Source organism: Sphingomonas sp. BL-S-30, from assembly GCF_055521475.1.
The window spans coordinates 997226-1019598 of sequence record NZ_CM145481.1 but is presented as its reverse complement, the minus strand read 5'-3'; the positions used below and the strand labels follow the sequence as shown (position 1 = coordinate 1019598).

The window sequence follows — 22373 nt, the reverse complement described above, 5'->3', positions numbered from 1 at the left end:
CTAGCCCTTGGCGTCCGGATTGAAGATGGCGGGGACGCTCGCGCGAGTGGTCACGACGCTGCGGATCTTGCCGCCGCTGAACTTCACGAACGAGATGTAGTAGAGCTGCCCCTTATAGATCCACTCGAGGCGTACGTCCGAACCACCTTCGTAAAACGGGGTGTTGGCGACACAATGCTCACCAAAGGTGAAGCCGTCGAAAGGCACCGCGTCACGACAGTTTTCGGTCATTGGGCCTTCGCACCATGTACCGGTCGCGTCAGCGGCCAGATAGGGTCGGTATGAGCCTTTTTTACCGAGTTCGTAAGCGTGAAGCAGCCCGGTGACGATGGCCAACATCGGTTGTGGGACCGGCGCAGCATTAGGCGGGGACGGTTTAAGTCCGAAACCCGGCTGCCCCTTGGCCGTCACGAGAGGGCCAAGCACGAGCTGGTCAAGCGGGCCGCCTTGCATGACGGTATCTTTTTTTGTCAGATCTTGAGCTTGCGCGATGCCGCAACCTGCCATCAGCGCCACGGCCAAGAGAAAAGCGAACCTCACCGGTCGCACTCCCCGAACACGATATCCATCGCGCCGAGAATGGCGGTGGTGTCGGCGAGCATGTGGCCCCTGGCCATGAAGTCCATCGCCTGGAGATGCGAGAAGGCGGTCGGGCGGATCTTGCAGCGATACGGCTTGTTGCTGCCGTCGGCGACGAGATAGACGCCGAACTCGCCCTTCGGGCTCTCGGTCGCGACGTACACGTCGCCCGCCGGCACGTGGAAGCCCTCGGTATAGAGCTTGAAGTGGTGGATCAGCGCTTCCATCGAGCGCTTCATCTCGGCGCGCTTGGGCGGCACGACCTTGCGGTCGAGGCTGGCGATCGGCCCTTCCGGCATCTCGTTCAGGCACTGCTTCATGATCCGCACTGACTGGCGGACCTCCTCCACGCGCACCATGAAGCGGTCGTAGCAATCGCCGCGGGTGCCGACCGGCACGTCGAAATCCATCTTCGCGTACACGTCATAGGGCTGCGACTTGCGCAGATCCCACGGAATGCCCGAGCCGCGGATCATCGGGCCGGAGAAACCCCATTTGATCGCATCGTCGCGGCTCACCGTCGCGATGTCGACGTTGCGCTGCTTGAAGATGCGGTTGTCGGCGACAAGGCTGATCGCATCCTCGAACAGGCGCGGCAGGCGGCCGTCGAGCCAGTCGGCAATGTCGGTCAGCAGCTTGAGCGGCGTATCCTGGTGTACCCCGCCCGGCCGGAAATAGGCCGAATGCATGCGGGCGCCGGAGACGCGCTCGAAGAAGTTGAGGCAATCCTCGCGGATCTCGAACAGCCACAGGTTCGGCGTCATCGCGCCGACGTCCATGACATGGCTGCCGAGGTTGAGCATGTGGTTCGAGATGCGCGTCAGCTCGGCGAAGAACACGCGGAGATATTGCGCGCGGATCGGCACTTCGAGATCGAGCAGTTTCTCGATCGCGAGCACGAAGCTGTGCTCCATGCACAAGGGCGAGCAGTAATCGAGCCGGTCGAAATAGGGCAGAGCCTGGATATAGGTCTTGTGCTCGATCAGCTTTTCGGTGCCGCGGTGAAGCAGGCCGACATGCGGATCGACGCGCTCGACGATCTCGCCGTCGAGCTCCATCACCAGGCGCAGCACGCCGTGCGCGGCCGGATGCTGCGGGCCGAAATTGATCGTGTAGTTCTGGATCGCGATATCGCCGACTTCGGGGTCGGCGGCGTCGGTCCTGCCCTCGATCGCTTCGAGATGATCAGCCATGACGCGCCTCCAAATCGACACGCTGCGCCCCGGCGGAGGCCGGGGTCCAGTTGGGAAGGTTGAGGTAATGAAGCGCAGGACCAGCCAAAGGGAGTCCCCCAACTGGGCCCCGGCCTTCGCCGGGGAGCAGGAATAGCGCGATCATCACGACGCCTTCGGCTTGCGCGGCGCGCGCGGCTTCTTCACCACATCCGGATCGGCGGGCTTGGGTTCCGCGTCGGGCGAGGCCTTGCCGGCACCGGTCTGCGCCGTGCTCTCGGTGACCTTCGGCGTCGCCGGCGGCGCAGCGGCGGCGGTCTTGGCCGCATCCGCCTTCTGGATCTCGTCGGCCTTGAGCGGCGTCGGCGCGCCCTTGGCTTCGGGCAGCTTCGCCTTCTCGTCGCCGGGCAGGATATATTCGGCGCCTTCCCACGGGCTCATGAAATCAAAGCTGCGGAAATCCTGGGCGAGCTGGACGGGCTCATAGACCACCCGCTTCGCTTCCTCGGAATAGCGCAGCTCGACATAGCCGGTCAGCGGGAAATCCTTGCGCTGCGGATGGCCGCGGAAACCGTAATCGGTCAGGATGCGGCGCAGATCGGCATTGCCCGAGAAGAGCACGCCGTACATGTCGTACACTTCACGCTCGAGCCAGCCGGCGACCGGCCAGATGCCCGTAACCGACGGCACCGGCTTTTCCTCGTCGGTCTGCACATGCACGCGAATGCGGTGGTTGCGGGTCAGCGAGAGCAGGCAATAGACCACTTCGAACCGGTCGGGCCGCTCCGGATAGTCGACGCCGGCGATTTCCATCAGCTGCTGATATTCGAGGCCGGGCGTGTCGCGCAGCGCGATCATCGTCTCGACCAGCGTCTCGCGGTCGACCGTCAGCGCGACTTCGCCCACCGCATCGAGCGACGACACCAGATTCGCGCCGATCAGCTCGCCCGCGCGATCGATCACCCCGTCATTGGCCGTGTAGGCCGGCGCCGGCGCCCTCACCGTTCGATCGTTCCGATGCGGCGGATCTTCCGCTGCAGCTGCATGATGCCGTACAGCAGCGCTTCCGCGGTCGGCGGGCAGCCCGGGACGTAGATATCGACCGGCACGATCCGGTCGCAGCCGCGCACGACGCTGTAGCTATAATGATAATAGCCGCCGCCATTGGCGCAGGAGCCCATCGAGATGACGTATTTCGGCTCGGACATCTGGTCGTAGACGCGGCGCAGCGCCGGGGCCATCTTGTTGCAGAGCGTGCCGGCGACGATCATCACGTCCGACTGGCGCGGAGACGCGCGCGGCGCGGCGCCGAAACGCTCCAGATCGTAGCGCGGCATGTTCACATGGATCATCTCGACCGCGCAGCAGGCGAGGCCGAAGGTCATCCACCACAAGGAGCCGGTACGAGCCCAGTGGAACAGATCCTCGGTCGAGGTAACGAGGAAACCCTTGTCGGTCAGCTCGCCGTTCAGATCGTTGAAGAACGTCTGGTCGGGCGGGATGATCGCGCCACCGGAGGCGGCTGGTGTGAGTTCTACTCCCACTCGAGCGCTCCCTTCTTCCATGCATAGACGAGGCCGAGCGCGAGTTCGGCAATGAAGCCCATCATCGCGAACCATGCCGTCCAGCCCAGCGAGAAGACGCTGACCGCCCAGGGATAGAGAAACGCGGCTTCGAGATCGAAGATGATGAACAGGATGGCGACGAGATAGAAACGCACGTCGAACTGGCTGCGCGAATCCTCGAAGGCGGGGAAGCCGCATTCATATTCGGTCAGCTTTTCAGGCGTCGGCTTGTGCGCGCCGGTGAAGCGCGCGGCGATGATCGGCAGGAACACGAACGCGCTGGACAGCACGATCGCGACGCCAAGGAACAGCAGGATCGGCAGATATTGCGACAGGTCGACCAATGGGCTTCTCGCAGGTGCGAATGATTGGCGCGGCTTTAGGACGATGACCCCTATTGGGCAAGGCCGCGAGGAGTGAGAATCACTCGCAAAAACCAAGCCTTCCGTTCCTCCCCGAGCTTGCTCGGGGAGGGGGACCACGAAGTGGTGGAGGGGCTTGGAGCGCGGGACAGATGTTCCGCGCTTCAAGCCCCTCCACCACCCGCTGAAGAAGCGGGCGGTCCCCCTCCCCGTTCCGGGGAGGAATGATTAGCGCAAAGCGTTCGCCAGCAGCTTGTGCAGCTTGGATTGCAGCGCGTCGTTCGCGGCCAGGAATTCGCCGCGTTCCATCATCCGGTCGCCGCCGCGGAAATCGGTGACGAAGCCGCCCGCCTCGCGCACCAGCAGGATGCCGGCGGCGACGTCCCAGGGCTTCAGGCCCGATTCCCAGAACCCGTCGAAACGGCCCGCCGCGACCCAGGCGAGATCGAGCGCGGCCGCGCCGATCCGGCGGATGCCCGCCACTTCCGGCGCGATCGCCCCGAAGATGCGGCTCCACTGGGCGAAATCGCCATGGCCGAGGAACGGAATGCCGGTCGCGATCAGCGCGTCGGGCAGGTCGCGGCGCGCCGACACGCGCAGCCGCTGTTCCTGCATCCAGGCGCCCCGGCCCTTTTCGGCCCAGAAGCTGTCGTCCGTGATCGGGTTGTAGATCAGGCCGGTGGTGATCTCGCGCTTGCCGTTGGCCAGCGGTTCCTCGACCGCGATCGAGATCGCGAAATGGGGAATGCCGTGGAGGAAGTTGGTGGTGCCGTCGATCGGGTCGACGATCCAGCGCGGCTTGTTGGGGTCGCCGGCGATTTCGCCGCGCTCCTCCATCAGGAACCCCCAGTCGGGGCGCGCCTTGGACAGTTCCTCGAAGATCGTCTGCTCGGCGCGCTGATCCGCCATGGTGACGAAGTCGGCCGGGCCCTTGCGGCTTACCTGCAGGTGCTGGACCTCGTTGAAGTCCCGACGAATTCGCGGCGCGGCCTTGCGCGCGGCGCGATCCATGACGGTGATGAGGCCTGAATGGGATACCAATGCAATTCTCCTCCCCTCCCGCTTGCGGGAGGAGTGTACGTTCGTCGCTGGGTCCGAAATGCCTCCCAGGCATTTCTCGATCATGCCGGGGGCATGATCGACCCAGCGGCGAACGTACACTGGGGGAGGGCCTGTCAACAATCGGTGGAGGACATGAGGCCCTGGACAGGCCCTCCCCTAGCCCCTCCCGCCAGCGGGAGGGGAACTTTAGTCCGCGCGCCTTACATAGGTCTGCTCGTAGACATCGACCACGATCCGCGTGCCGGCGCCGATATGCGGCGGCACCATCACGCGCACGCCGTTCTCGAGGATGGCGGGCTTGTAGCTGGAAGACGCGGTCTGGCCCTTCACCACAGCATCGGCCTCGACGATCAGCGCCTCGATCGTGTCGGGGAGCTGCACCGAGATCGGGCGCTCCTCCCAGAGCTCCATCACCACGTCCATGCCATCCTGCAGGAACGCGGCGGCGTCGCCGAGCAGGTCGGCGGGCAGCGTGATCTGCTCGTAATTGATCTTGTCCATGAAGGTCAGCTGGTCGCCCTCGCGAAACAGGAACTGGAAATCGGTGGTTTCCAGCCGGACCTTCTCGAGCGATTCGGCCGAACGGAAGCGGACATTGTTCTTCCGCCCATCGATCAGGTTCTTCATCTCGACCTGCATATAGGCACCGCCCTTACCCGGCTGGGTGTGTTGGATTTTCACCGCGCGCCAGATGCCGCCTTCATATTCGAGGATGTTGCCGGGACGAATCTCGACCGCGTTGATCTTCATGGGGATGCCTGTGATGGAAAGAGCGAAGGCGGGGCCTTTAACGGGATGACGGCTTTCCGGCAAGGTACGGGTAGGGATTGATGTCCTGCGCCTGATACCAATGCTGCTCCGGCGTCGCGCGGCTGAGCCCGAAGTGCAGGTGATAATTGCCCGCCCCGGCATTACCCGTATCACCGACATAGCCCAGCGGATCGCCTGTCTTTACGACCTGCCCCTCATGGATTCCCGGCGCGTAGCCGGAGAGATGGGCGTAATAATAGACCCACAGCCGGTCGGGCGAGCGAACATAGAGGGTCGTCCCGCCCGCCACGCTCTGGAACAGCTTCTCGATCGTGCCCGGCGCGGCCGCGGTCACCAGCGTGCCGCCGGGCGCCATGATGTCGGTGCCGTGATGCTGGCGGGTGCCGCCGTCGCGCGGATCCTCCCAGCTGTCGGCGATCGTGCTTCGCGCCACGCCCGCGACGGGAATGGCGAGCGGTCCTCCCAGGTCGGCCAGGGCCACCGCCGGTGCCGTTGCGGGCGTGCTCGCCGCATTTGCCACCGTGGTTGCCACCGCGACCTTGGGCTGCGTTTTCGCATCGGGCAGGGCCTGACCGAACAGCACGAGGGCGACAAAGATGCCGGCGATCCCGCCTATCACCGTCAACAGGCCGCAACCGAGCTTTTTCATCGCCTCACTCCTGGAAGATCGCCGGCGTGCCGGGCTTCACCATCAACGATAGCCGCGCCGCGTCCCAGTTGCTGAGGCGGATGCAGCCATGGCTTTCGGCGCGGCCGACCGTGCTCGGTTCGGGAGTGCCGTGGATACCGTAATGCGGCTTGGACAGATCGAGCCAGATCACGCCGACCGGCCCGTTGGGCCCCGGCGGCAATCTGGCGGCCTTCGCGCTGTCCTTCGCATCCCAGAACAGGTCCGGATTATAATGGAATGGCGGGTTATAGGACGCGCCCTGGATCTTCCAGGTGCCGATCGGCAGCGGATCGTGCGTGCTGCCCATCGTCGCCTGGAACTGGGCGACGAGCTTGCCGTCCTTGTCCAGCACGCGCAGCACCTCGTCCGACTTGTCGACCACCACTTTCGCGCCCTCGGGCTGGCTCGCCGACACGTTAAGGTCGTTGAGCGTCTTGCGCCAGTCGGCCGGCAGTTTCGCATCATAGGCGCGCGACAGCGGCAGCGCATTGGGGAAGGTCATCATCGATCCCGGTGCGAGCCGGGTCTGCGGGTCGTTGAGCGCGATCAGCACCTCGGGCGTGGTATGGAACATCTCCGCCAGCTTCTCGATCGGCGCGCGATAGCCGAGCGTCGGGAGCTTCGCCTGTTCCTGCGGATCCTTGGGCAGCGGATTGGTATAGGGACCGGCCAGCGTCTCCGGCGTCAGCGCCAGGGTTCGCGTCGGCCGCCAGGCGCGATAGGGATGAAGCGCCCACAGCGTCGCCTTGTCCATATCCCCGGTGATCTCGAGGCCCCGGCTTTCCTGAAACCCCTTCAGCGCGGCGGTAAGCGACTTGCCCGGCTTGCCATCGAGCATGCCGGGCGAAAATCCGAGATGATCGAGAATCACTTGAACATGCAGAATCGACCGGTCGATCGCTTGCACTTCCTTAAGCTTTGTTCCCTGCGCGGAGACACTAACGGGACAAAAAGAGACAAAAGCGAGACAAGCCGCGCCAATCGTTATTTTTCTCATCATTTCAGGTCCCTACATTGCCACTCATGCAATCAACGATGGACAGCCGGCTTGTTTCCGGCCCGGAACGAGCTGACGGCCCAAACCTTTCGCGACGCGCGCTGCTTGGCGGCGCGATGGCTGCCGGCGCCGCGCTCGCTTTTCCTCTGCCCGCCATGGCGACCGGCGCGGAATTGCGGCTGGCGATCCGCAACGTGCACACCAATGAAAGTGTCGATGCCGTCTTCGCGCGGGGCGGAAGCTTCGTGGCGGACGGGCTCGCCGAACTGAACCACGGCCTGCGCGACTGGCGAACCGGGCAGGTCCACCCGATGGACCCCAGGCTGCTCGCGCTGCTCGTCCAGCTTCGCGAGAAGCTCGACGTGGGCGGCAGCCGCAAGATCGACCTGATCTCCGGCTATCGCTCACCCCAGACCAACGCGTCGCTGCGCGCCCGGGGCGGCGAGCATACCGGCGTCGCCAGCCAGAGCCAGCACATGCTGGGCAAGGCCACCGACATCATGATTCCGGGCGTCTCGCTCGATCGCCTTCGTGGCGCGGCGCTCGCGCTGGGCGGCGGCGGCGTCGGCTATTATCCGCGCGACGGTTTCGTCCATGTCGATACCGGCCCCGTGCGCCGCTGGTAACGACCGACGGGCGGGGGCAACCCGCTTTATAGCCAACCCCGTCAACGAGATGCGGCCGCCGCGCAGGTCGTGATATCATGCACGGCCCAAGGCAGGCCAAGCCACTCACCTGCTTGCTGGACAGACCGCGACAGCTCAGCCACACTCCCTGCCCGTGCGCAGGATTTTTGCCGACGCTGAAAGCGTCCTTGGCTCCCCCGTCCGGAATCTCCTGTCGATCCTGGCTTTTGTCGCCATGGTCGTGGTGGTCGCTACCTGTGCCTATATGGCCGCGGGCTGGAGCTTCAGCGACGCCTCCTACATGGTGGTGCTGACCGTCTACACAGTCGGCTATGGCGAGATCCGGCCGATCGACACGCCCTATCTCCACGCTGTCACCATGGCCACGATGGTGCTCGGCTGCACCGGCATGATCCTGCTGACAAGCGCCCTGGTCCAGATCTTTACCGTCCTTCAACTCAGGCAGTTTTTTGGAGCGAACCGCATGCAGAGCCGCGTCGACAAGCTGTCGGGCCATGTCGTGATCTGTGGCTTCGGCCGGATCGGGGTGATGCTCGCCCGCGACCTCGCGGCGGCGGGCATGCCGCTCGTCGTGATCGAACGGGGCGCGGCCAGGCTCGCCGAGGCGGAGGCTGCGGGTTATCTCTGCCTGGCAGGCGACGCGACGGACGAGGAGACGTTGCATGCCGCCGGGATCGAGCGCGCCAAGGTGCTCGCGACGGTGCTGCCCGACGATGCCGCGAACGTCTTCATCACGCTGAGCGCGCGCAATTTAAACGCGGGCCTGGAGATCATCGCGCGCGGCGAAGCGCCGACGACGGAGCGCAAGCTGCGCCGCGCGGGCGCCGATCACGTCGTGCTGCCGACCCATATCGGCGCCGAGCGGATTGCGCGAATGATCCTGTATCCGGCCAGCGGCGCTTTTGCGTCCGACGAAGAACTGGCCCGGGCGAAGCACGACCTCGGTGAGCTCGGAGTCGATCTCGAACTGGTCATCACGCAGGATGGCGCCGCGATGACCAACCTCACGGTCGGCGAAGCGGAACGCCGGGGCAGCGGCGCCTTTTTCATCGTCCGGATTCGGCGCGGGGAATCCAGCATCGCACGCCCGCCGAGCGACGAGATCATCCGGGCGGGCGACGAAGTGCTGGTGCTGGTTCGGGATGCGGGTGCGGCGGCGCGCAAGATGTTCAATACGAAGGTGGAAATCCGCGCCGGGCGGAACATCTTCTGAAACCGGCGCGCCCGCTCAGCCGAGCACTGCCGCAAACGACTTGATCGCCGCCGCTTCGTCCCCGCCCCACACCGCGTTCGACACGGCGAGGAAATCGGCGCCCGCGGCGACCAGCGCCGGAGCGTTGGCCGGCGTGATGCCGCCGATCGCGACACAGGGGATTTCGAACACCGTGGTCCACCAGCTCAGGATCGAGGGATCCGGGTGATGGCTCACCTCCTTGGTGGTGGTCGGATAAAAGGCACCGAACGCGACATAGTCGGCCCCCGCCTCGCCGGCCTCCATCGCGAGATGGCGGCTATCGTGGCAGGTGACGCCGATCTGCGCCGCCGGGCCTAGCACCGAGCGCGCCTCGCGCGGATCGCCATCGCCCTGGCCGAGATGCACGCCGTCAGCGCCGAGCCGCTTAGCCAGCGAGATGCTGTCGTTGACGATGAAGGCGACGTCGCGCTCGGCGCAGAGTGCGCGGAGCGGCTCGCCCAGCCGCGTCGCTTCGTGCTGATCGACATCCTTCACGCGAAACTGGAACGCCGCGACCGGTCCAGCATCGAGCGCCCGGGCCAGCCGGTCGGGAAACGTGCCGCCGACATCGAGCGGCGACACGAGATAGAGCTGGCAGGGCGGCCGGCGGATGTCGCGCGTGAACTTGGCGGCGAAATCGGGATCGAGCGGGCCGAGGGGATCTTCTTCAGTCATTCGGGGGCGCCTAGCACGGCTAGCAGGAACCCGTCCCATTTCTTCGCGCCGACCGTCTGGACTGCCGTCGCGCTGAGCCGCGGTTCTGCGGCAACTGCCTCGAACAGCGCGCGTGTGCCCTGGATGCGGTCATCGTCACTGTTCGCGTCGAGCACCCCGCCCTCCCGCACGACATTGTCGACGATGATCGTGGTGCCCGGCCGCCCCAGCGCGATCGCCGCGCGCAGATAGGCAACGTTGCTCGGCTTGTCCGCGTCGATGAAGATGAAGTCGAACGGCCCTTCGCCCGCCGCGATCATCGCCTCGAGCGTCCCGACCGCCGGACCGGTGCGCACATCGACCCTGTCGGCGAAACCGGCCGCCGTGATGTTGGCGCGCGCGACATCGGCATGGTGCGGTTCGAGTTCGAGCGTCACCAGCGCGCCGTCCTCGGGCAGTGCCCGCGCCAGCCAGATCGTCGAATAGCCGCCGAGCGTACCGACTTCCAGGATGCGCCGGGCGCCGGCCATGCGCGCGAGCAGGTGGAGCATCTTGCCCTGCGCCGCGGATACATCGATCGGCGGCAATCCGCCTGCCTCGTTCGCCGCCAGCGCGGCGTCTAGCACCGGATCGGCACCGAGCAGATGGCCGACGATATAGTCGTCGACCGCGGTCCAGGCGGCGTCGCTCATGTTGTCACCACGCCGCTGATCGGGCGGGTCTGGGCCACGGTGTCGAAACCCGCGATCAGCGGTCGGCCGACGGCGATCGCCGCGCGCACCGCCGGGAGCGACAGCGACGCTTGGTGCGCCGCCTTGCTCTCCCAGATCTCGGTGACCCAGAGCGCGTCGGCGTCGGCCACATCTTCGGCCACGACATAGGCCAGGCAGCCCGGCATCGCCTCAGACCCGCCGGCGAGCGCGGCAGCCAGCGCGGCGCGCTGGCCGGGCTTGGCGGTGATCTTGCCGATCATGCCGTAGCGCTCATTCTCCGCCGCGATGGCGGATGCCGGCCAGCCGATCATGGCGATGGCAACGGCACCGCCGATGACCTCGCGACGACCGATGGCCGGCATGTCGCTCACTCCTCGTTCTTGTAGATGCGCACCAGCTTGTCGAGCATCGCCAGCGCTTCGTCGCGCGGCCGCTGGAAGGTGTTGCGGCCGATGATCGAGCCGTTGCCGCCGCCGTCGCGAATGTCGCGCGCGTCCTGATAGACCGCATCGGCGCCCTTGGCCGCGCCGCCCGAGAACACCACGATGCGGCGGCCGGCAAAGCTCGACTGCACGACGTGGCGGACGCGGTCCGACTGCTTCGACCAGTCGGTGCCCTCGTACATCGGCTTGGCTTCCTTCTGCTCGATATGGTCGCTGGGCAGCTTCACCTTGATGATGTGCGCGCCAAGCAGCGCCGCCATGTGCGCGGCATAAGCACCGACATCGAGCGCGAGCTCGCCCGACTTGGGCAGCGCACCGCCGCGCGGATAGGACCAGATGACGGTGGCGATGCCGACCGACTTGGCCTCGGCCGACAGCTCGCGGATCTGGCCGATCATCTCGAACAAATCGTCCGAGCCGGGATAGATGGTGAAGCCGATCGCCGAGCAGCCGAGCCGCACGGCGTCCTCGACACTGGCGGTGACCGCCTGGTTCGCGCCCTGCGCCCAGCTGTTCGAGCTGTTGACCTTCAGGATGGTCGGGATCTGGCCGGCAAAGGTCTCGGCGCCCGCTTCGATCATGCCGAGCGGCGCTGCATAGGCCGAGAGCCCCGCATCGATCGCGATCTGGTAATGGTAATGGGGATCATAAGCGGCGGGGTTGACCGCGAAGCTGCGCGCCGGGCCATGCTCGAAGCCCTGGTCGACCGGCAGGATGATCAGCTTGCCGGTACCGCCGAGCTTGCCCTGCATCAGGATGCGGGCGAGGTTCGCCTTCACGCCGGCGTTTTCGGACTCGTATTTGTCGAGAATGGCCTTCACGGTCGGCGTCATCGTGATCCCCTTTGCTGCTGCAGATGTTGCCCGGCTGTTAGCTCGCGATTGCGCCAGGGGCAACGGGGATGCTGCAATGCGGCACGGCGTCTCGACCGCGCACGGGAGATGCCGCCCATATTGACGCAGCCCCAGCCCTGCATCAGGTTCGCGACAAAGGGGAAAATATCATGGGGGTGTCTTTCTCGCAGGGGTTGAAGCTGGTCGGCCTGGGCCTGGCCGCTCTCCTGCTGACTGCGGCCAAAGCGCCCAAGGTCGGCGATGTCGCGCCCAATTTCGAACTGACCATGATCGACGGATCGAAGGTGACGCTCGACCAGCTTCGCGGCCAGGTGGTGGTGCTCAATTTCTGGGCGACCTGGTGCGTGCCGTGCCGGGAAGAACTGCCGCTGCTGGATAGATATTATGAGGTCCAGCAGAAGGCGGGACTGAGGGTCTTCACGATCGCGACCGAGGATTCGGTGCCGCTATACCAGTTGAAGAAACTCTTCGCGGTAATGCACATCCCCTCGGCGAGGAGGATCAAGGGCGGCTACCCCATCCTGACCGGAGTACCGACCAACTATATCATCGATCGATCGGGCCATATCCGGTACGCCAGGGCCGGGGCGTTCGATCTCGACGCGCTGAACGAGACGATCGTGCCGCTGCTCGAGGAACAAGTGCCGGCGACGGCCGCGAACTGAGCGCATGACAATCGACCCGCCGGACGAAAGACGGATCGGCCGAGGACGGGATCGTCGATGCAAGCGAGTTCGCCAGCTACGGACCGATCCTCGGTTGTGCCGCGATCGCAGCCTTGTTGGCGGCGTAGCTGACGATCGTCGCCCTGCACGCTCTCGGCGCGCCGGATTGGGCGGATTACCTCGTCGGGCTGGCCTATGCCACCCTGCCCTATGCCGCCTTCACGCGGTGGGTCTGGCATAGCAAAGCCGTTCGGCTTGCCAACGGCAAGATCGTCACGGGCAGGGAAGCGCGCCGATTGGCGCTGATGATCTGGGCGCTTACCGCGGCGCTCATCGCGATTCGCCTGGTGGTGGTGCTGAACGGCTGAGCGGCCCCTTCGACTCGGTCTACTCGCCGACGCGTTCCATCGTCACATGATTGTCGCGCACGGGGTTCAGGATGCTCCGGGCGGGGGAATCGCATGGAGACTCCGACATGACCGATGCACCGACGGACAATGACATCGACAACGACACGATCGAAATCGACGAGTCGGACTGGCTCATCGCTTCGAACAAGGTCGAAGGCACCGCCGTCTATAATGAAGACGGCGACAAGCTCGGTACGATCCACAACTTCATGGTCGACAAGCAGTCGGGCCAGGTCGAATATGCCGTGCTCAGCTTCGGCGGCCTGTTCGGGCTGGGCGCCGACTATTACCCGCTCCCCTGGGAAGCGCTGACCTACGACACCGATCAGGGCGGCTATATCGTCGATATCGACAAGGAAATGCTTGAAAAGGCGCCGCGCTACGGTGCCGATGAAGAGCCGACCTTCGACCGCGCCTATGGCGAGCAGGTCTATGGCTATTACGGCCTTACCTACCCCTGACCCTCAGCGCATGGCCCACCCGGCGGGGCAGTTCGAGCTTCGGAGCGCCGCCGCCGGGTGCGCCCTCCAATTCCGGGGCGCTCCACTGGCCATGAAGCCCATCATGACGATCGACTTCGAGGCCTCATGCCTGCCCCGGCACGGCCGGTCATTCCCGATCGAGGTCGGTATTGCGGATTCGCGGGGAATTGCGCGCTCCTGGCTTATCCGTCCGCACGCTTCCTGGTCGGGCTGGACATGGACCGCCGAGGCACAGGCATTGCACGGCCTAACCCTCGATCACCTTGTCTCGCACGGCAAGCCCGCCGATCACGTCATGGCCGAGCTGATCAGCGTCACCCGCGACTATCGCATCGTGGCGGACAGCAAGCTCGACAGCGCCTGGCTGGAGACGCTCGCCCATGCTGCAATGCAGCCGGTGCCATGGCCGATCGACCATGTGGCGACCCTGTTCGACGAGCTCGATATAACCTCGGATGACATCCGTTCGGCTCTCGCCATGATGGACCGAGTGTCGCGCCGGCGGCACCGTGCCGGCGACGATGCCGCATGGCTGGCGGGCCTGATCCGCCACCTGCAGGAAACCGCCACGCGACGCCTTGAAGCGGAAAACCGGCCGATCTTCAGCTGGAACAGCGTGCCCGTCGCCGTGCCGGCGAGCGGATGAGCGCGCGGGTGACCGCATGACGGCGCGAGGAATGTACGCCGCGTATCAGGCCAAGTTGTCGGAGCGATGCCAACGATAAAGAGAGGATTTCGCGTGAACGGAAAACTGGTCGCCGCGGTCGCGGCATGTGCAATGGTGAGCGCCTGTAGCGGACAGGACGCGTCACAGAACAACAGCGCGGCGCAGGCCAAGGCAAGCCTATCGGGCGCCGGCGCGACCTTCCCCGCGCCGCTCTACGCCAAATGGGCGGAAGGCTATCGCACCGAGGCCGATGTCGCGGTCAACTATCAGCCGACAGGCTCGGGCGACGGCATCAAGCAGATCGAAGCGGGCAAGGTCGATTTCGGCGCGTCGGACCGGCCGCTGCAACCGGAAGAGCTGGACAAGAACGGCCTGTATCAATTTCCGACCGTCATCGGCGGCGTGGTGCCGGTGGTCAATCTGCCGGGGATCCAGCCGGGCCAGGTCAAGCTCACCGGCGCGCTGCTCGGCGACATCTATCTCGGCAAGGTGGAGAAGTGGAACGCGCCCGAGATCAGCGCGCTCAACCCCGGCCTGACCTTGCCCAATCTGCGGATCACCCCGGTACACCGCTCGGACGCGTCCGGGACCAGCTTCCTGTTAACCTCCTATCTGGCGATGAAGAATCCGGCCTGGAGCGCCAAGGTGGGGGCAAGCGACTCGGTCACCTGGCCGGCCGGCATCAGCGGTCAGGGCAATGAGGGGGTCGCGTCGTCGGTGCAGGTCGCCCCCGGGTCGATCGGCTATGTCGAATATGCCTTTGCCAAACAGACCAAGGCGACCCACGTCCTGCTGCAGAACAGCGCCGGGGCCTATCCCCAGCCGTCCTCCAGGTCGTTCGCGGCCGCCGCGCTGGGCGCCGACTGGGCGCACGCGCCGGGCAATTACCTGCTGTTGCTCGACCAGGCGGGCGCGCCGAGCTGGCCGATCACCGGGGCGACCTTCATCCTCCTGCCCAAGACCAGGGCGGACGCCGGCAAGCGAGCGGCGGTGCTCCAGTTCTTCGACTGGGCCTATCGCAACGGCGACGCGGCCGCCGGGCGCCTGGACTATGTGCCACTGCCCGCGTCCATCAAGGAACGGATGCGTCAGCAATGGGCATCGACCATCACCACGAACGGCAAACCGGTTTATACTGCCGCGCCCTGACCGCGCCGTGCTAGGGGCTGGCGCGACCGTCAACCTCATGCACGGAGCCACTGCGATGGACGCGTCCCCTGCCGACCCGACGGACTATGACGCCCTTCTCCGGGCGAATGCAGCGCGCGTGTTCAGCGAACCGGACGCCGCCGCGCGGCTGCGGGCGATCGCCGAGCTCTGGACCGATGATCCGATTCTTCACGAAAAGGAGGCGACCATTGCCGGTGCGGAGGCGATCTCCGCCAGCATCGGCGCGCTGCTCGCGCGCTTGCCGCCTGATACCCTATTCGTCCCGGTTGCCCCGGCGGCGGGCCATCACGGCATCGGAAAACTGCTTTGGCGGGCCGAAACCGGCGGCGTTCCCGGCCCTGTGACCGGCACCGACATTGCCGTGATCAGGGACGGGAGGATCGCAACACTCTATGTTTTCGTGGACGCGCCTGCCTGAGCCGGTTCGCCCTACGGTCTCGAGCTCTACGCCGTCAACGCGGCGACCCCGGGCAGTTCCTTGCCTTCCATCCATTCGAGGAAGGCGCCGCCCGCGGTCGAGACGAAGGTGAAGTCATCGCCTGCCCCCGCTTGGTTGAGCGCGGCCACGGTGTCGCCGCCGCCCGCGACCGAGACGAGCGAACCATCGCGGGTCAGCGCGGCTGCCGTACGGGCGAGCGCGACAGTCGCCGTGTCGAACGGCGGCGTCTCGAACGCGCCGAGCGGACCGTTCCAGACCAGGGTACGGCAGTTCTTGAGCACGTCCGCCAGCGCCTCGACCGCGGCGGGACCGACATCGAGGATCATCTCGTCGGCCGCGACCTCGTGCACGTTGATGGTGCGGATTGGCGGGTTGGCGCGGAATTCCTTCGCCACCACCACGTCGTACGGCAGGTGGATGGTGCAGTTGGCGCGCTCCGCCGCCTCGAAAATCTCCTCCGCGGTGCCGGTCAGGTCATGCTCGCACAGCGACTTGCCGACATCGACGCCGCGCGCGGCGAGGAAGGTGTTAGCCATGCCGCCGCCGATGATCAGGTGATCCACCTTGGCGACGAGATGCTTGAGCACGTCGAGCTTGGTCGACACCTTGGCGCCGCCGACCACCGCCGCGACGGGATGCTCGGGATTGCCGAGCGCCTTGTCGAGCGCGGTCAGCTCCGCTTCCATCGCGCGTCCGGCAAAGGCGGGAAGGAGATGCGCGAGGCCTTCGGTCGACGCGTGCGCGCGATGCGCAGCCGAGAAGGCATCGTTGACATAGAAATCGCCGAGTTTCGCCATCTCGGCGGCCAGCGCGGGATCGTTCTTTTCCTCGCCCGCATGGAAGCGGGTATTCTCCAGCACGGCGATGTCGCCGTCCTTCAGCGTCGCGATCGCCTCGGCGGCGCCCTCGCCCACGCAATCCTCGATGAAGCGCACCGGGCGGCCGAGCACCTGGCTGTACGGCTTGGTTACCAGCGCGAGCGACATCTCCGGATCGCGCGTCCCCTTGGGGCGGCCGTAATGCGCCAGGATCAGCACGATCGCGCCGCGATCCGCGAGTTCGGTCACGGTCGGCAGGGTCGCACGGAAACGCGTGTCGTCGGTGACCGCGCCATCGGCCATGGGCACGTTCAGATCCTCGCGGACCAGCACGCGCTTGCCGGAAACGTCGCCCATATCGTCGAGCGTCTTGAAGGAATTGGTCACGAGTCTTTCGTCCTCTTTCTCAACCGTTCGTGCTGAGTAGGGACTGAGCTTGTCGAAGGCCCGTATCGAAGCACCTGTCCTTCGATACGCCATTTCGACAAGCTCAATGGCTACTCAGGACGAACGGGGATTGGTGGGTCTTCAACCCTGATAACATCACCGATGCGGATTTCTCCGCCACGAATGACTCGCGCCAGTGCGCCGCCACGCCAGTCGGGCGTCAGTGCCGCCTTGAGACCGGGTTCGATCTGCTCCATGCGGCTGCAGGGATCGCATTCGATCGTGATCTCCAGCGCGACCTCGTCGCCGATCCGCAGCAGGGCGCCGGCCCGTTGCGGCAGGTCGAGCCCGTCGACCAGCAGGTTGGCGCGCCGCGCCGACCAGTGATGATCGACCCCCAAATCGGCCATCGCCGCCTCCCAGTCGATCCGCTCGATCAGCGAGACCTGCCGCCTCGCCCTGGCGCCGGGCTTCACCGCGCCGCGGAAATCGCCGGCCAGCCCCGCCTCGACCGTTACGCGGACCGACTCGAGCAGCTCGATCGGTCCGCGCGGGCGGCCGTGACGGGCGATGCCGGCAAGCACGCCCATTGCCTTAGAGGAAGGCGCCCATTGCGCCGGCGGTGTCGACCATGCGGTTCGAGAAGCCCCATTCATTGTCGTACCAGCTGACCACGCGGACGAGCTTGCCGTCGAGCACCGCGGTCTCGAGGCTGTCAATCGTGGAACTCGCCGAGGTGTGCATCAGGTCGATCGAGACCAGCGGCTCGTCGGTGTAATCGAGGATGCCGACCAGCGGGCCGCTTTCCGATGCCGCCTTGAGGATCGCGTTGACCTCTTCCTTGGTCGTGTCGCGCTTCGGGGTGAAGGTCAGGTCGACCAGCGAGACGTCCGGCACCGGCACGCGGATCGCCGAGCCGTCGAGCTTGCCCTTCAGCTCGGGCAGGACCTCGCCGACCGCGCGGGCGGCGCCGGTGGTCGTCGGGATCATCGACATGGCCGCGGCACGGGCGCGGCGCAGATCGGGGTGGATCTGGTCGAGGATCTTCTGGTCGTTGGTATAGGCATGGATCGTCGTCATCAGGCCGCGCTCGATGCCGATCGCATCGTTCAGCACCTTGGCGACCGGCGCCAGGCAGTTGGTGGTGCACGACGCGTTGGACACGATGTTGTGGCCGGCCTCGAGCTTGTCGTTGTTGACGCCGAACACCACGGTCAGGTCGACGCCCTTGGCCGGGGCCGAGATCAGCACCTTCTTGGCGCCTGCGTCGATATGCTTCTGCGCGCTTTCGCGATCGGTGAAGAAGCCGGTGCATTCGAGCACGATGTCGATGCCGAGTTCGGCGTGCGGCAGCTTGGCGGGGTCGCGCTCGGCGGTGACGCGGATGCGCTTGCCATCGACGACCAGGTCATTGCCCTCGGCCGAGACCTTGCCCGAATATTTGCCATGGACCGAATCGCGCGAGAACAGCCAGGCATTCGACTTGGCATCGGCAAGGTCGTTGATCGCGACGAGCTCAAGTCCGGTATCGCCCCGCTCCAGTACCGCGCGTGCAACCAGCCGACCGATCCGCCCGAAACCATTGATCGCAACCTTCACCGTCATCGCAATTCCCTCCATCGCGTGAAACCGGGCGCGGCGCGGACTTGCGCAAAAGGGCGACCGGCGAGTCTGATAAGCCGGGCGGTCTTTGCGGTGGGCGGACCCGCCCGTCAACCGTGCCGAGGCCTTTGCGGGGCAAATCGATCTTGCCCGCCCGAAAAGCCGTGCTATCCGGGAGCGATGGCAGACGAGACGCCTCCGCCCGCGCTCGACCGGATCGATCGCGCGATTGCGAGAATCGAAGCAGCAGTCGCTGAGAGGGACCGTGTGGCCGAGGCAGCGGTGCGCCGCCATGCGGTCCTGCGAGCCCGGATCGAGCAGGCGGTGTCGACGCTCGACGACGTCATCGCCCGCGGCGAGGCGGGCGGAACCGGCTGATGGCGGACGTCACCCTCACCATCGGCGATCGCCGCCATACCGTCGCGTGCCGAGACGGCGAGGAGCCGCAGCTCCGCCGGCTCGGGGAATTGCTCGACAGGCATTGGGCGACCGCCTCTCGCGCCTCGGGCGGACTCAATGGCGAGCGGACCATGTTGTTCGTCGCGCTGATGCTGGCGGACGAACTGGACGAGACGCGTCGCCGCCCGCCCGAAGGTGCCGGAGCGGTGCTGCTCGACCAGGTTGCCGAGCGGCTGGAAAAGCTGGCGGCTACCCTTGAGAAATCGCCCGTAAAAGCCTAGATGAGGGGTGGCGGGCACTGCCCGGTACGAGCCTTACCGATTATCCCTGAGGCGATTATTCTTCCTAGGGGGTTGTCCCTGCGCTGGCCCTGGCCTGTCGTACACGATCCCCACCTGATGCTAACGGCGTCAGAGGATATTCAGGCAAACGGCCATGGCGGTCCCGCCACCGCTATTTCGGCGATGCGTCGGTCATCTACCCTTCTGCTCCCCGGCGAAGGCCGGGGCCCAGTTGGGGGACATTTGCGGGTGAATGCAACGCTTCATCACGGGGGCCTTCCCAACTGGGCCCCGGCCTTCGCCGGGGAACAAGCTAGATGAACCCCGAAAAATCCGCCCTCCGCGCCCGCATCCGCGCCGAGCGCGACCGGTTCTTCGCCGGCGGCCCGCCCGCGATTACCCCTTCGCCCCAATTCCTCGCCCGGCTCGAGCACGGCCTGACCGTCGCCTCCTATGTGCCGGTGGGCAGCGAGATCGACCCTTCGCTGCTTGCCCGCGCCGCGGTGGAGCGGGGCTGCGCGATCGTGCTGCCGCATGTCACCGTCCGCTCGGCGCCGATGCGCTTCCTCGCCTGGGACAGCGAAGCCGCGCTGATCCAAGGCCCGTTTGGCCTGTCGCAACCGCATCACGAGGCCGCGGCGATGGCGCCCGACATCATCCTGACCCCGCTGCTCGCGTTCGATTCGGCGCTGAACCGACTCGGCCAGGGCGCCGGCTATTATGATCGCGCCTTTGTGCAATTCCCCGACGCGTGGCGCGTCGGGCTTGCCTGGTCGGTGCAACAGGTCGAGAGCCTGCCGCACGACCCGTGGGACGTGCCGCTCCACGCCATCATCACCGAACGAGACTGGATCACTGCGAAATGACCCCTTCCTGGCGCAAACCCGTCGGCATGCTCGCGATCCTCGGCATGATCCTGGTCTGGGTGGTTCTGGTGGCGAGCCTGTCCGGCACGGTCGGCCAATGGCACGTGCTGCTCCAGCTCGCCTTCTATCTGGTGACCGGCATCGTCTGGCTGTGGATATTGCCGATGCGCCGCATGCTGCTGTGGATGGAAACCGGACGCTGGCGGTGAAATCTGCGCCTTCCCTCCCGAAATCAGGGAGGGTGGCGCGAGTGACGGGGCTCGAACCCGCGACCTCCGGCGTGACAGGCCGGCGCTCTAACCAACTGAGCTACACCCGCTTGGAAAGCGTGAGGCGGCGCAACTAGGCGAGGTGCCGGAGCCTGTCAACGCCTCGTTTTCATGCCCGCTCAACTATTCCCGGCAACCGTGCCCGTCGGCAGGTCCGGCCGCTCGCGCAACGGCCGGAACGCGAAATACAGGCCTGCCGCGATGATCGGCAGGGTGAGCGTCTGGCCCATCGTCAGCCCCCACCAGAGATGCTCCAGGCCCTTGTCGGGCTGCCTGACCATCTCGAGCAGGAATCGCGCGGCGCCGTAGATCAGCAGGCCCGTGCCAAGCAGCCGGCCCGGCCGGTTGCGGGCATTGGTGAACCAGAACAGCCAGAACAGCACGATCCCCATCACCAGCCCCTCCAGGCCTGCCTCATAGAGCTGGCTGGGATGCCGGGGCAGATCGTCGCCCGCACCGGGGAACACCATGCCCCAGGGAAGAGTCGTCGGCCGCCCCCAGAGCTCGCCGTTGACGAAGTTGGCGAGCCGCACCAGCACCAGGCCGAACGGCGTGGCGCAGGCGACATAATCGCTGACCCGGACCATGTTCAGCCCCTGCTTCCAGGTGAAGAGGCCGAGCGCGACGAGCACGCCGATCAGGCCGCCATGGAAGGACATGCCCCCTTCCCACAGCTTCAGCACCTGAAGCGGATCGCCCCATATCTCGGGCTTGTAGAACAAGGTGTAGCCGAGCCTTCCGCCGGCGATCACCCCGATCATCAGGTAGAAAGCGAGATCGTCGACATGCTCCCGGGTCATCGGCGCGCCGGGCTGCGCGACCAGCCTGCGCAGATACCACCAGCCCAGCACGAACATCGCGAGGTAGCTCAGGGCGTACCAGCGGATGTCGAGCGGGCCGAGATGGAAGGCGACCGGCGAAAGGCCGAGATCCTGCCACCGCCAGGGGGCATGCGCGTCGTTCATCATGTCCCCCATCCCGGCCCGGTATCAGTCGTCTCGGTATCAGTCGGCATCGTCCCGCGCGGCCCGCCGCTCGCGACGCTGCTGAGTCAGCGTGCCATGCTCGAACAGGAAGCCGGCGATGTCGGGCTTGCCCGCGGCGCCGATCACCGTCTGGATGATGATCAGCAACGGAACCGCGAGCAGCGCGCCGGGCGTGCCCCAGACCCATCCCCAGAAGCTCAGCGAGATCAGGATCATGATCGGGTTGATCGTCAGCCGGTGGCCGACGATGAACGGCGTGATCGCATTCGCCTCGAGCAGATGCGCGCCGATCATGATCGCGGCCGGCAGCAGCGCGACCCATACGTCGGGGAAGGTCATCAGCCCGCCCAGCGCGAGCAGCATCGCCGCGACGATCGGCCCGAAATAGGGAATATAGTTGAGCAGCGCGACGATGCCGCCCCACATCAGCGGATAGGGCATGCCCATCAGCCACAGCGCAAAGGCGATGACCAGGCCGAGCGACAGGTTGATGATCGTGATCGTGCCGAGATAGGCCGAGGTGTCGTCGACCACGTCCTGAATGACGCGCGCCGTCGCCATGGCGCCGCCGAAACTCGACCGGCTGGTGATCGTCCGCCGCCGCAGCCGCGTCCAGCCCGAGAGGAAGAAATAGACGACGAGGATGCCGAAAAAGACCTGCACGATCGCCGTCGGCGCCGAGGTGGCGGCAAGCTCCAGGATCGAGCTGGGCGGCGCGACGGCCGCGGTCTGCGGCGCATTTACCGGCCCGGGCGCCGCGAGATGACGCACGGTGCGGTTCACATATTTTTCGAGGCTCGAATAAAGATCGAGCACCGGCGCGATGTTCATCTGGATCCGGTCGATCCGGTCGGGCAGCTTGCGGAAGAACTCGGTCGCCGGGACGATGATCGCCGCCAGCGCGATATTTGCGGCGACGAGGAACAGCAGCACGCAGGTGAGCGAGGCAAGCGCCGAGGGCACGCGGTGCCGTTCGAGCCATTCGAGCACCGGCACCAGCGCGATGGCGATGACCAGGGCAGCCGTGGTCGGCAGGAAGAATTCGGCGCCCGCCTTCAAGGCGAACGGCGTGCCGAGCGCGAGGCCGAGACCGGCGATCAGGGTCAGCGCGGCTAGCAGCCTGTCGCGGCGTTGCCCAACACGCGCTTCGTCGCCCCCTTCATCGCCGTCGAACGGCAAACCGAAGGCGCCCTCGCCGGAGGCCTGTCC

The 22373-nt window shown here is 65.9% G+C and carries 29 protein-coding genes, 1 tRNA gene and 1 other RNA gene; 12 read left to right on the top strand and 19 right to left on the bottom strand.

Annotated features, from left to right (window positions below):
- The 9 genes from ACZ1I5_RS04595 to ACZ1I5_RS04555 all read right to left on the bottom strand — a co-directional run bounded on the left by ACZ1I5_RS04595 (nt 1) and on the right by ACZ1I5_RS04555 (nt 7178).
- The gene (locus tag ACZ1I5_RS04595; RefSeq protein WP_465172558.1) at nt 1–540 is read right to left on the bottom strand and encodes a hypothetical protein; all 540 of its coding nucleotides are present in this window, start codon (nt 538–540) and stop codon (nt 1–3) included.
- Complete coding sequence (locus tag ACZ1I5_RS04590; protein WP_465172557.1) at nt 537–1772, bottom strand: NADH-quinone oxidoreductase subunit D; 1236 nt, start codon at nt 1770–1772, stop codon at nt 537–539. The genes ACZ1I5_RS04595 and ACZ1I5_RS04590 overlap by 4 nt, the downstream gene beginning before the upstream one ends.
- A gap of 144 nt (nt 1773–1916) precedes the next feature.
- On the bottom strand, nt 1917–2753 hold the full coding sequence (locus ACZ1I5_RS04585; protein ID WP_465172556.1) for an NADH-quinone oxidoreductase subunit C: 837 nt from the start codon (nt 2751–2753) through the stop codon (nt 1917–1919).
- Nucleotides 2750–3295, bottom strand: coding sequence for a NuoB/complex I 20 kDa subunit family protein (locus ACZ1I5_RS04580; RefSeq protein ID WP_372852514.1), 546 nt, complete (start codon nt 3293–3295; stop codon nt 2750–2752). Before ACZ1I5_RS04580 ends, ACZ1I5_RS04585 begins: the two co-directional genes overlap by 4 nt.
- Nucleotides 3286–3660, bottom strand: a complete 375-nt coding sequence (gene ndhC / locus ACZ1I5_RS04575) for an NADH-quinone oxidoreductase subunit A (RefSeq protein WP_272625746.1) — start codon at nt 3658–3660, stop codon at nt 3286–3288. The genes ACZ1I5_RS04580 and ndhC overlap by 10 nt, the downstream gene beginning before the upstream one ends.
- A 246-nt stretch (nt 3661–3906) precedes the next feature.
- Complete coding sequence (locus ACZ1I5_RS04570; protein WP_465172555.1) at nt 3907–4719, bottom strand: inositol monophosphatase family protein; 813 nt, start codon at nt 4717–4719, stop codon at nt 3907–3909.
- A gap of 207 nt (nt 4720–4926) precedes the next feature.
- Nucleotides 4927–5490, bottom strand: a complete 564-nt coding sequence (efp, locus tag ACZ1I5_RS04565) for an elongation factor P (protein ID WP_332716856.1) — start codon at nt 5488–5490, stop codon at nt 4927–4929.
- 37 nt (nt 5491–5527) lie between these two features.
- The gene (locus tag ACZ1I5_RS04560) at nt 5528–6160 is read right to left on the bottom strand and encodes a M23 family metallopeptidase (RefSeq protein WP_465172554.1); all 633 of its coding nucleotides are present in this window, start codon (nt 6158–6160) and stop codon (nt 5528–5530) included.
- 4 nt (nt 6161–6164) lie between these two features.
- Nucleotides 6165–7178, bottom strand: coding sequence for a L,D-transpeptidase family protein (locus tag ACZ1I5_RS04555; RefSeq protein WP_465173891.1), 1014 nt, complete (start codon nt 7176–7178; stop codon nt 6165–6167).
- Between the two features lie 38 nt (nt 7179–7216).
- Between ACZ1I5_RS04555 and ACZ1I5_RS04550 the strand changes: the two genes are divergently transcribed.
- Both ACZ1I5_RS04550 and ACZ1I5_RS04545 read left to right on the top strand, forming a co-directional pair.
- Nucleotides 7217–7804, top strand: coding sequence for a peptidoglycan L,D-endopeptidase MepK (locus ACZ1I5_RS04550; protein ID WP_465172553.1), 588 nt, complete (start codon nt 7217–7219; stop codon nt 7802–7804).
- Between the two features lie 235 nt (nt 7805–8039).
- Entirely contained in the window at nt 8040–9038 is a 999-nt protein-coding gene (locus tag ACZ1I5_RS04545) for a potassium channel family protein (protein WP_465172552.1), read from the top strand.
- A gap of 15 nt (nt 9039–9053) precedes the next feature.
- Here the strand turns inward: ACZ1I5_RS04545 and thiE are convergent, their stop codons facing one another.
- From thiE to ACZ1I5_RS04525, 4 genes are read right to left on the bottom strand one after another with little or no spacing between them, the layout of a single operon-like run.
- A complete protein-coding gene (thiE, locus tag ACZ1I5_RS04540; protein ID WP_465172551.1) occupies nt 9054–9734 on the bottom strand; it encodes a thiamine phosphate synthase in 681 nt (226 codons plus the stop codon).
- Nucleotides 9731–10405 carry an O-methyltransferase gene (locus ACZ1I5_RS04535; RefSeq protein WP_465172550.1) on the bottom strand — a complete coding sequence of 225 codons (675 nt, stop codon included), beginning with the start codon at nt 10403–10405 and terminating at the stop codon, nt 9731–9733. The genes thiE and ACZ1I5_RS04535 overlap by 4 nt, the downstream gene beginning before the upstream one ends.
- Nucleotides 10402–10788 (bottom strand): putative quinol monooxygenase, encoded by a 387-nt coding sequence (locus ACZ1I5_RS04530; protein ID WP_465172549.1) that lies wholly within the window; start codon nt 10786–10788, stop codon nt 10402–10404. The genes ACZ1I5_RS04535 and ACZ1I5_RS04530 overlap by 4 nt, the downstream gene beginning before the upstream one ends.
- 5 nt (nt 10789–10793) lie before the next feature.
- Nucleotides 10794–11702 (bottom strand): class I fructose-bisphosphate aldolase, encoded by a 909-nt coding sequence (locus tag ACZ1I5_RS04525; RefSeq protein WP_465172548.1) that lies wholly within the window; start codon nt 11700–11702, stop codon nt 10794–10796.
- Between the two features lie 170 nt (nt 11703–11872).
- Between ACZ1I5_RS04525 and ACZ1I5_RS04520 the strand changes: the two genes are divergently transcribed.
- The 5 genes from ACZ1I5_RS04520 to ACZ1I5_RS04500 all read left to right on the top strand — a co-directional run bounded on the left by ACZ1I5_RS04520 (nt 11873) and on the right by ACZ1I5_RS04500 (nt 15535).
- Nucleotides 11873–12388, top strand: coding sequence for a TlpA family protein disulfide reductase (locus ACZ1I5_RS04520; protein WP_465172547.1), 516 nt, complete (start codon nt 11873–11875; stop codon nt 12386–12388).
- Nucleotides 12389–12863: 475 nt separating this feature from the next.
- Nucleotides 12864–13259, top strand: a complete 396-nt coding sequence (locus tag ACZ1I5_RS04515) for a PRC-barrel domain-containing protein (RefSeq protein WP_465172546.1) — start codon at nt 12864–12866, stop codon at nt 13257–13259.
- 103 nt (nt 13260–13362) lie between these two features.
- On the top strand, nt 13363–13926 hold the full coding sequence (locus tag ACZ1I5_RS04510) for a hypothetical protein (protein WP_465172545.1): 564 nt from the start codon (nt 13363–13365) through the stop codon (nt 13924–13926).
- Nucleotides 13927–14019: 93 nt separating this feature from the next.
- A complete protein-coding gene (pstS, locus tag ACZ1I5_RS04505; protein ID WP_465172544.1) occupies nt 14020–15096 on the top strand; it encodes a phosphate ABC transporter substrate-binding protein PstS in 1077 nt (358 codons plus the stop codon).
- Between the two features lie 118 nt (nt 15097–15214).
- A complete protein-coding gene (locus ACZ1I5_RS04500) occupies nt 15215–15535 on the top strand; it encodes a nuclear transport factor 2 family protein (RefSeq protein WP_465172543.1) in 321 nt (106 codons plus the stop codon).
- Between the two features lie 26 nt (nt 15536–15561).
- Here ACZ1I5_RS04500 and ACZ1I5_RS04495 read toward each other — a convergent pair whose 3' ends face one another.
- The 3 genes from ACZ1I5_RS04495 to gap all read right to left on the bottom strand — a co-directional run bounded on the left by ACZ1I5_RS04495 (nt 15562) and on the right by gap (nt 18366).
- On the bottom strand, nt 15562–16731 hold the full coding sequence (locus ACZ1I5_RS04495; protein WP_465173890.1) for a phosphoglycerate kinase: 1170 nt from the start codon (nt 16729–16731) through the stop codon (nt 15562–15564).
- A gap of 140 nt (nt 16732–16871) precedes the next feature.
- Nucleotides 16872–17351, bottom strand: a complete 480-nt coding sequence (locus tag ACZ1I5_RS04490; RefSeq protein ID WP_465172542.1) for an MOSC domain-containing protein — start codon at nt 17349–17351, stop codon at nt 16872–16874.
- 4 nt (nt 17352–17355) lie between these two features.
- Nucleotides 17356–18366, bottom strand: coding sequence for a type I glyceraldehyde-3-phosphate dehydrogenase (gap, locus tag ACZ1I5_RS04485; protein ID WP_465172541.1), 1011 nt, complete (start codon nt 18364–18366; stop codon nt 17356–17358).
- A 177-nt stretch (nt 18367–18543) separates the two neighbouring features.
- Between gap and ACZ1I5_RS04480 the strand changes: the two genes are divergently transcribed.
- The 5 genes from ACZ1I5_RS04480 to ACZ1I5_RS04460 all read left to right on the top strand — a co-directional run bounded on the left by ACZ1I5_RS04480 (nt 18544) and on the right by ACZ1I5_RS04460 (nt 20118).
- A complete protein-coding gene (locus ACZ1I5_RS04480) occupies nt 18544–18741 on the top strand; it encodes a hypothetical protein (RefSeq protein ID WP_465172540.1) in 198 nt (65 codons plus the stop codon).
- Nucleotides 18741–19043 (top strand): cell division protein ZapA, encoded by a 303-nt coding sequence (locus ACZ1I5_RS04475; RefSeq protein WP_465172539.1) that lies wholly within the window; start codon nt 18741–18743, stop codon nt 19041–19043. Before ACZ1I5_RS04480 ends, ACZ1I5_RS04475 begins: the two co-directional genes overlap by 1 nt.
- Before the next feature lie 11 nt (nt 19044–19054).
- A non-coding RNA gene (ssrS, locus tag ACZ1I5_RS04470) (6S RNA) lies at nt 19055–19211 on the top strand.
- 149 nt (nt 19212–19360) lie between these two features.
- On the top strand, nt 19361–19909 hold the full coding sequence (locus ACZ1I5_RS04465) for a 5-formyltetrahydrofolate cyclo-ligase (protein WP_465172538.1): 549 nt from the start codon (nt 19361–19363) through the stop codon (nt 19907–19909).
- Nucleotides 19906–20118, top strand: a complete 213-nt coding sequence (locus tag ACZ1I5_RS04460; RefSeq protein ID WP_465172537.1) for a DUF2842 domain-containing protein — start codon at nt 19906–19908, stop codon at nt 20116–20118. Before ACZ1I5_RS04465 ends, ACZ1I5_RS04460 begins: the two co-directional genes overlap by 4 nt.
- 33 nt (nt 20119–20151) lie before the next feature.
- On the opposite strand, the gene ACZ1I5_RS04455 is transcribed toward ACZ1I5_RS04460, so the two are convergent.
- The 3 genes from ACZ1I5_RS04455 to ACZ1I5_RS04445 form a co-directional block, all read right to left on the bottom strand.
- A tRNA-Asp gene (locus tag ACZ1I5_RS04455) sits at nt 20152–20228 on the bottom strand.
- Nucleotides 20229–20297: 69 nt separating this feature from the next.
- On the bottom strand, nt 20298–21146 hold the full coding sequence (gene lgt, locus ACZ1I5_RS04450; protein ID WP_465172536.1) for a prolipoprotein diacylglyceryl transferase: 849 nt from the start codon (nt 21144–21146) through the stop codon (nt 20298–20300).
- 36 nt (nt 21147–21182) lie between these two features.
- Nucleotides 21183–22343: an AI-2E family transporter gene (locus ACZ1I5_RS04445; RefSeq protein ID WP_465173889.1), complete on the bottom strand. Its 1161-nt coding sequence runs from the start codon at nt 22341–22343 to the stop codon at nt 21183–21185.
- Between the last annotated feature and the right edge of the window lie 30 nt (nt 22344–22373).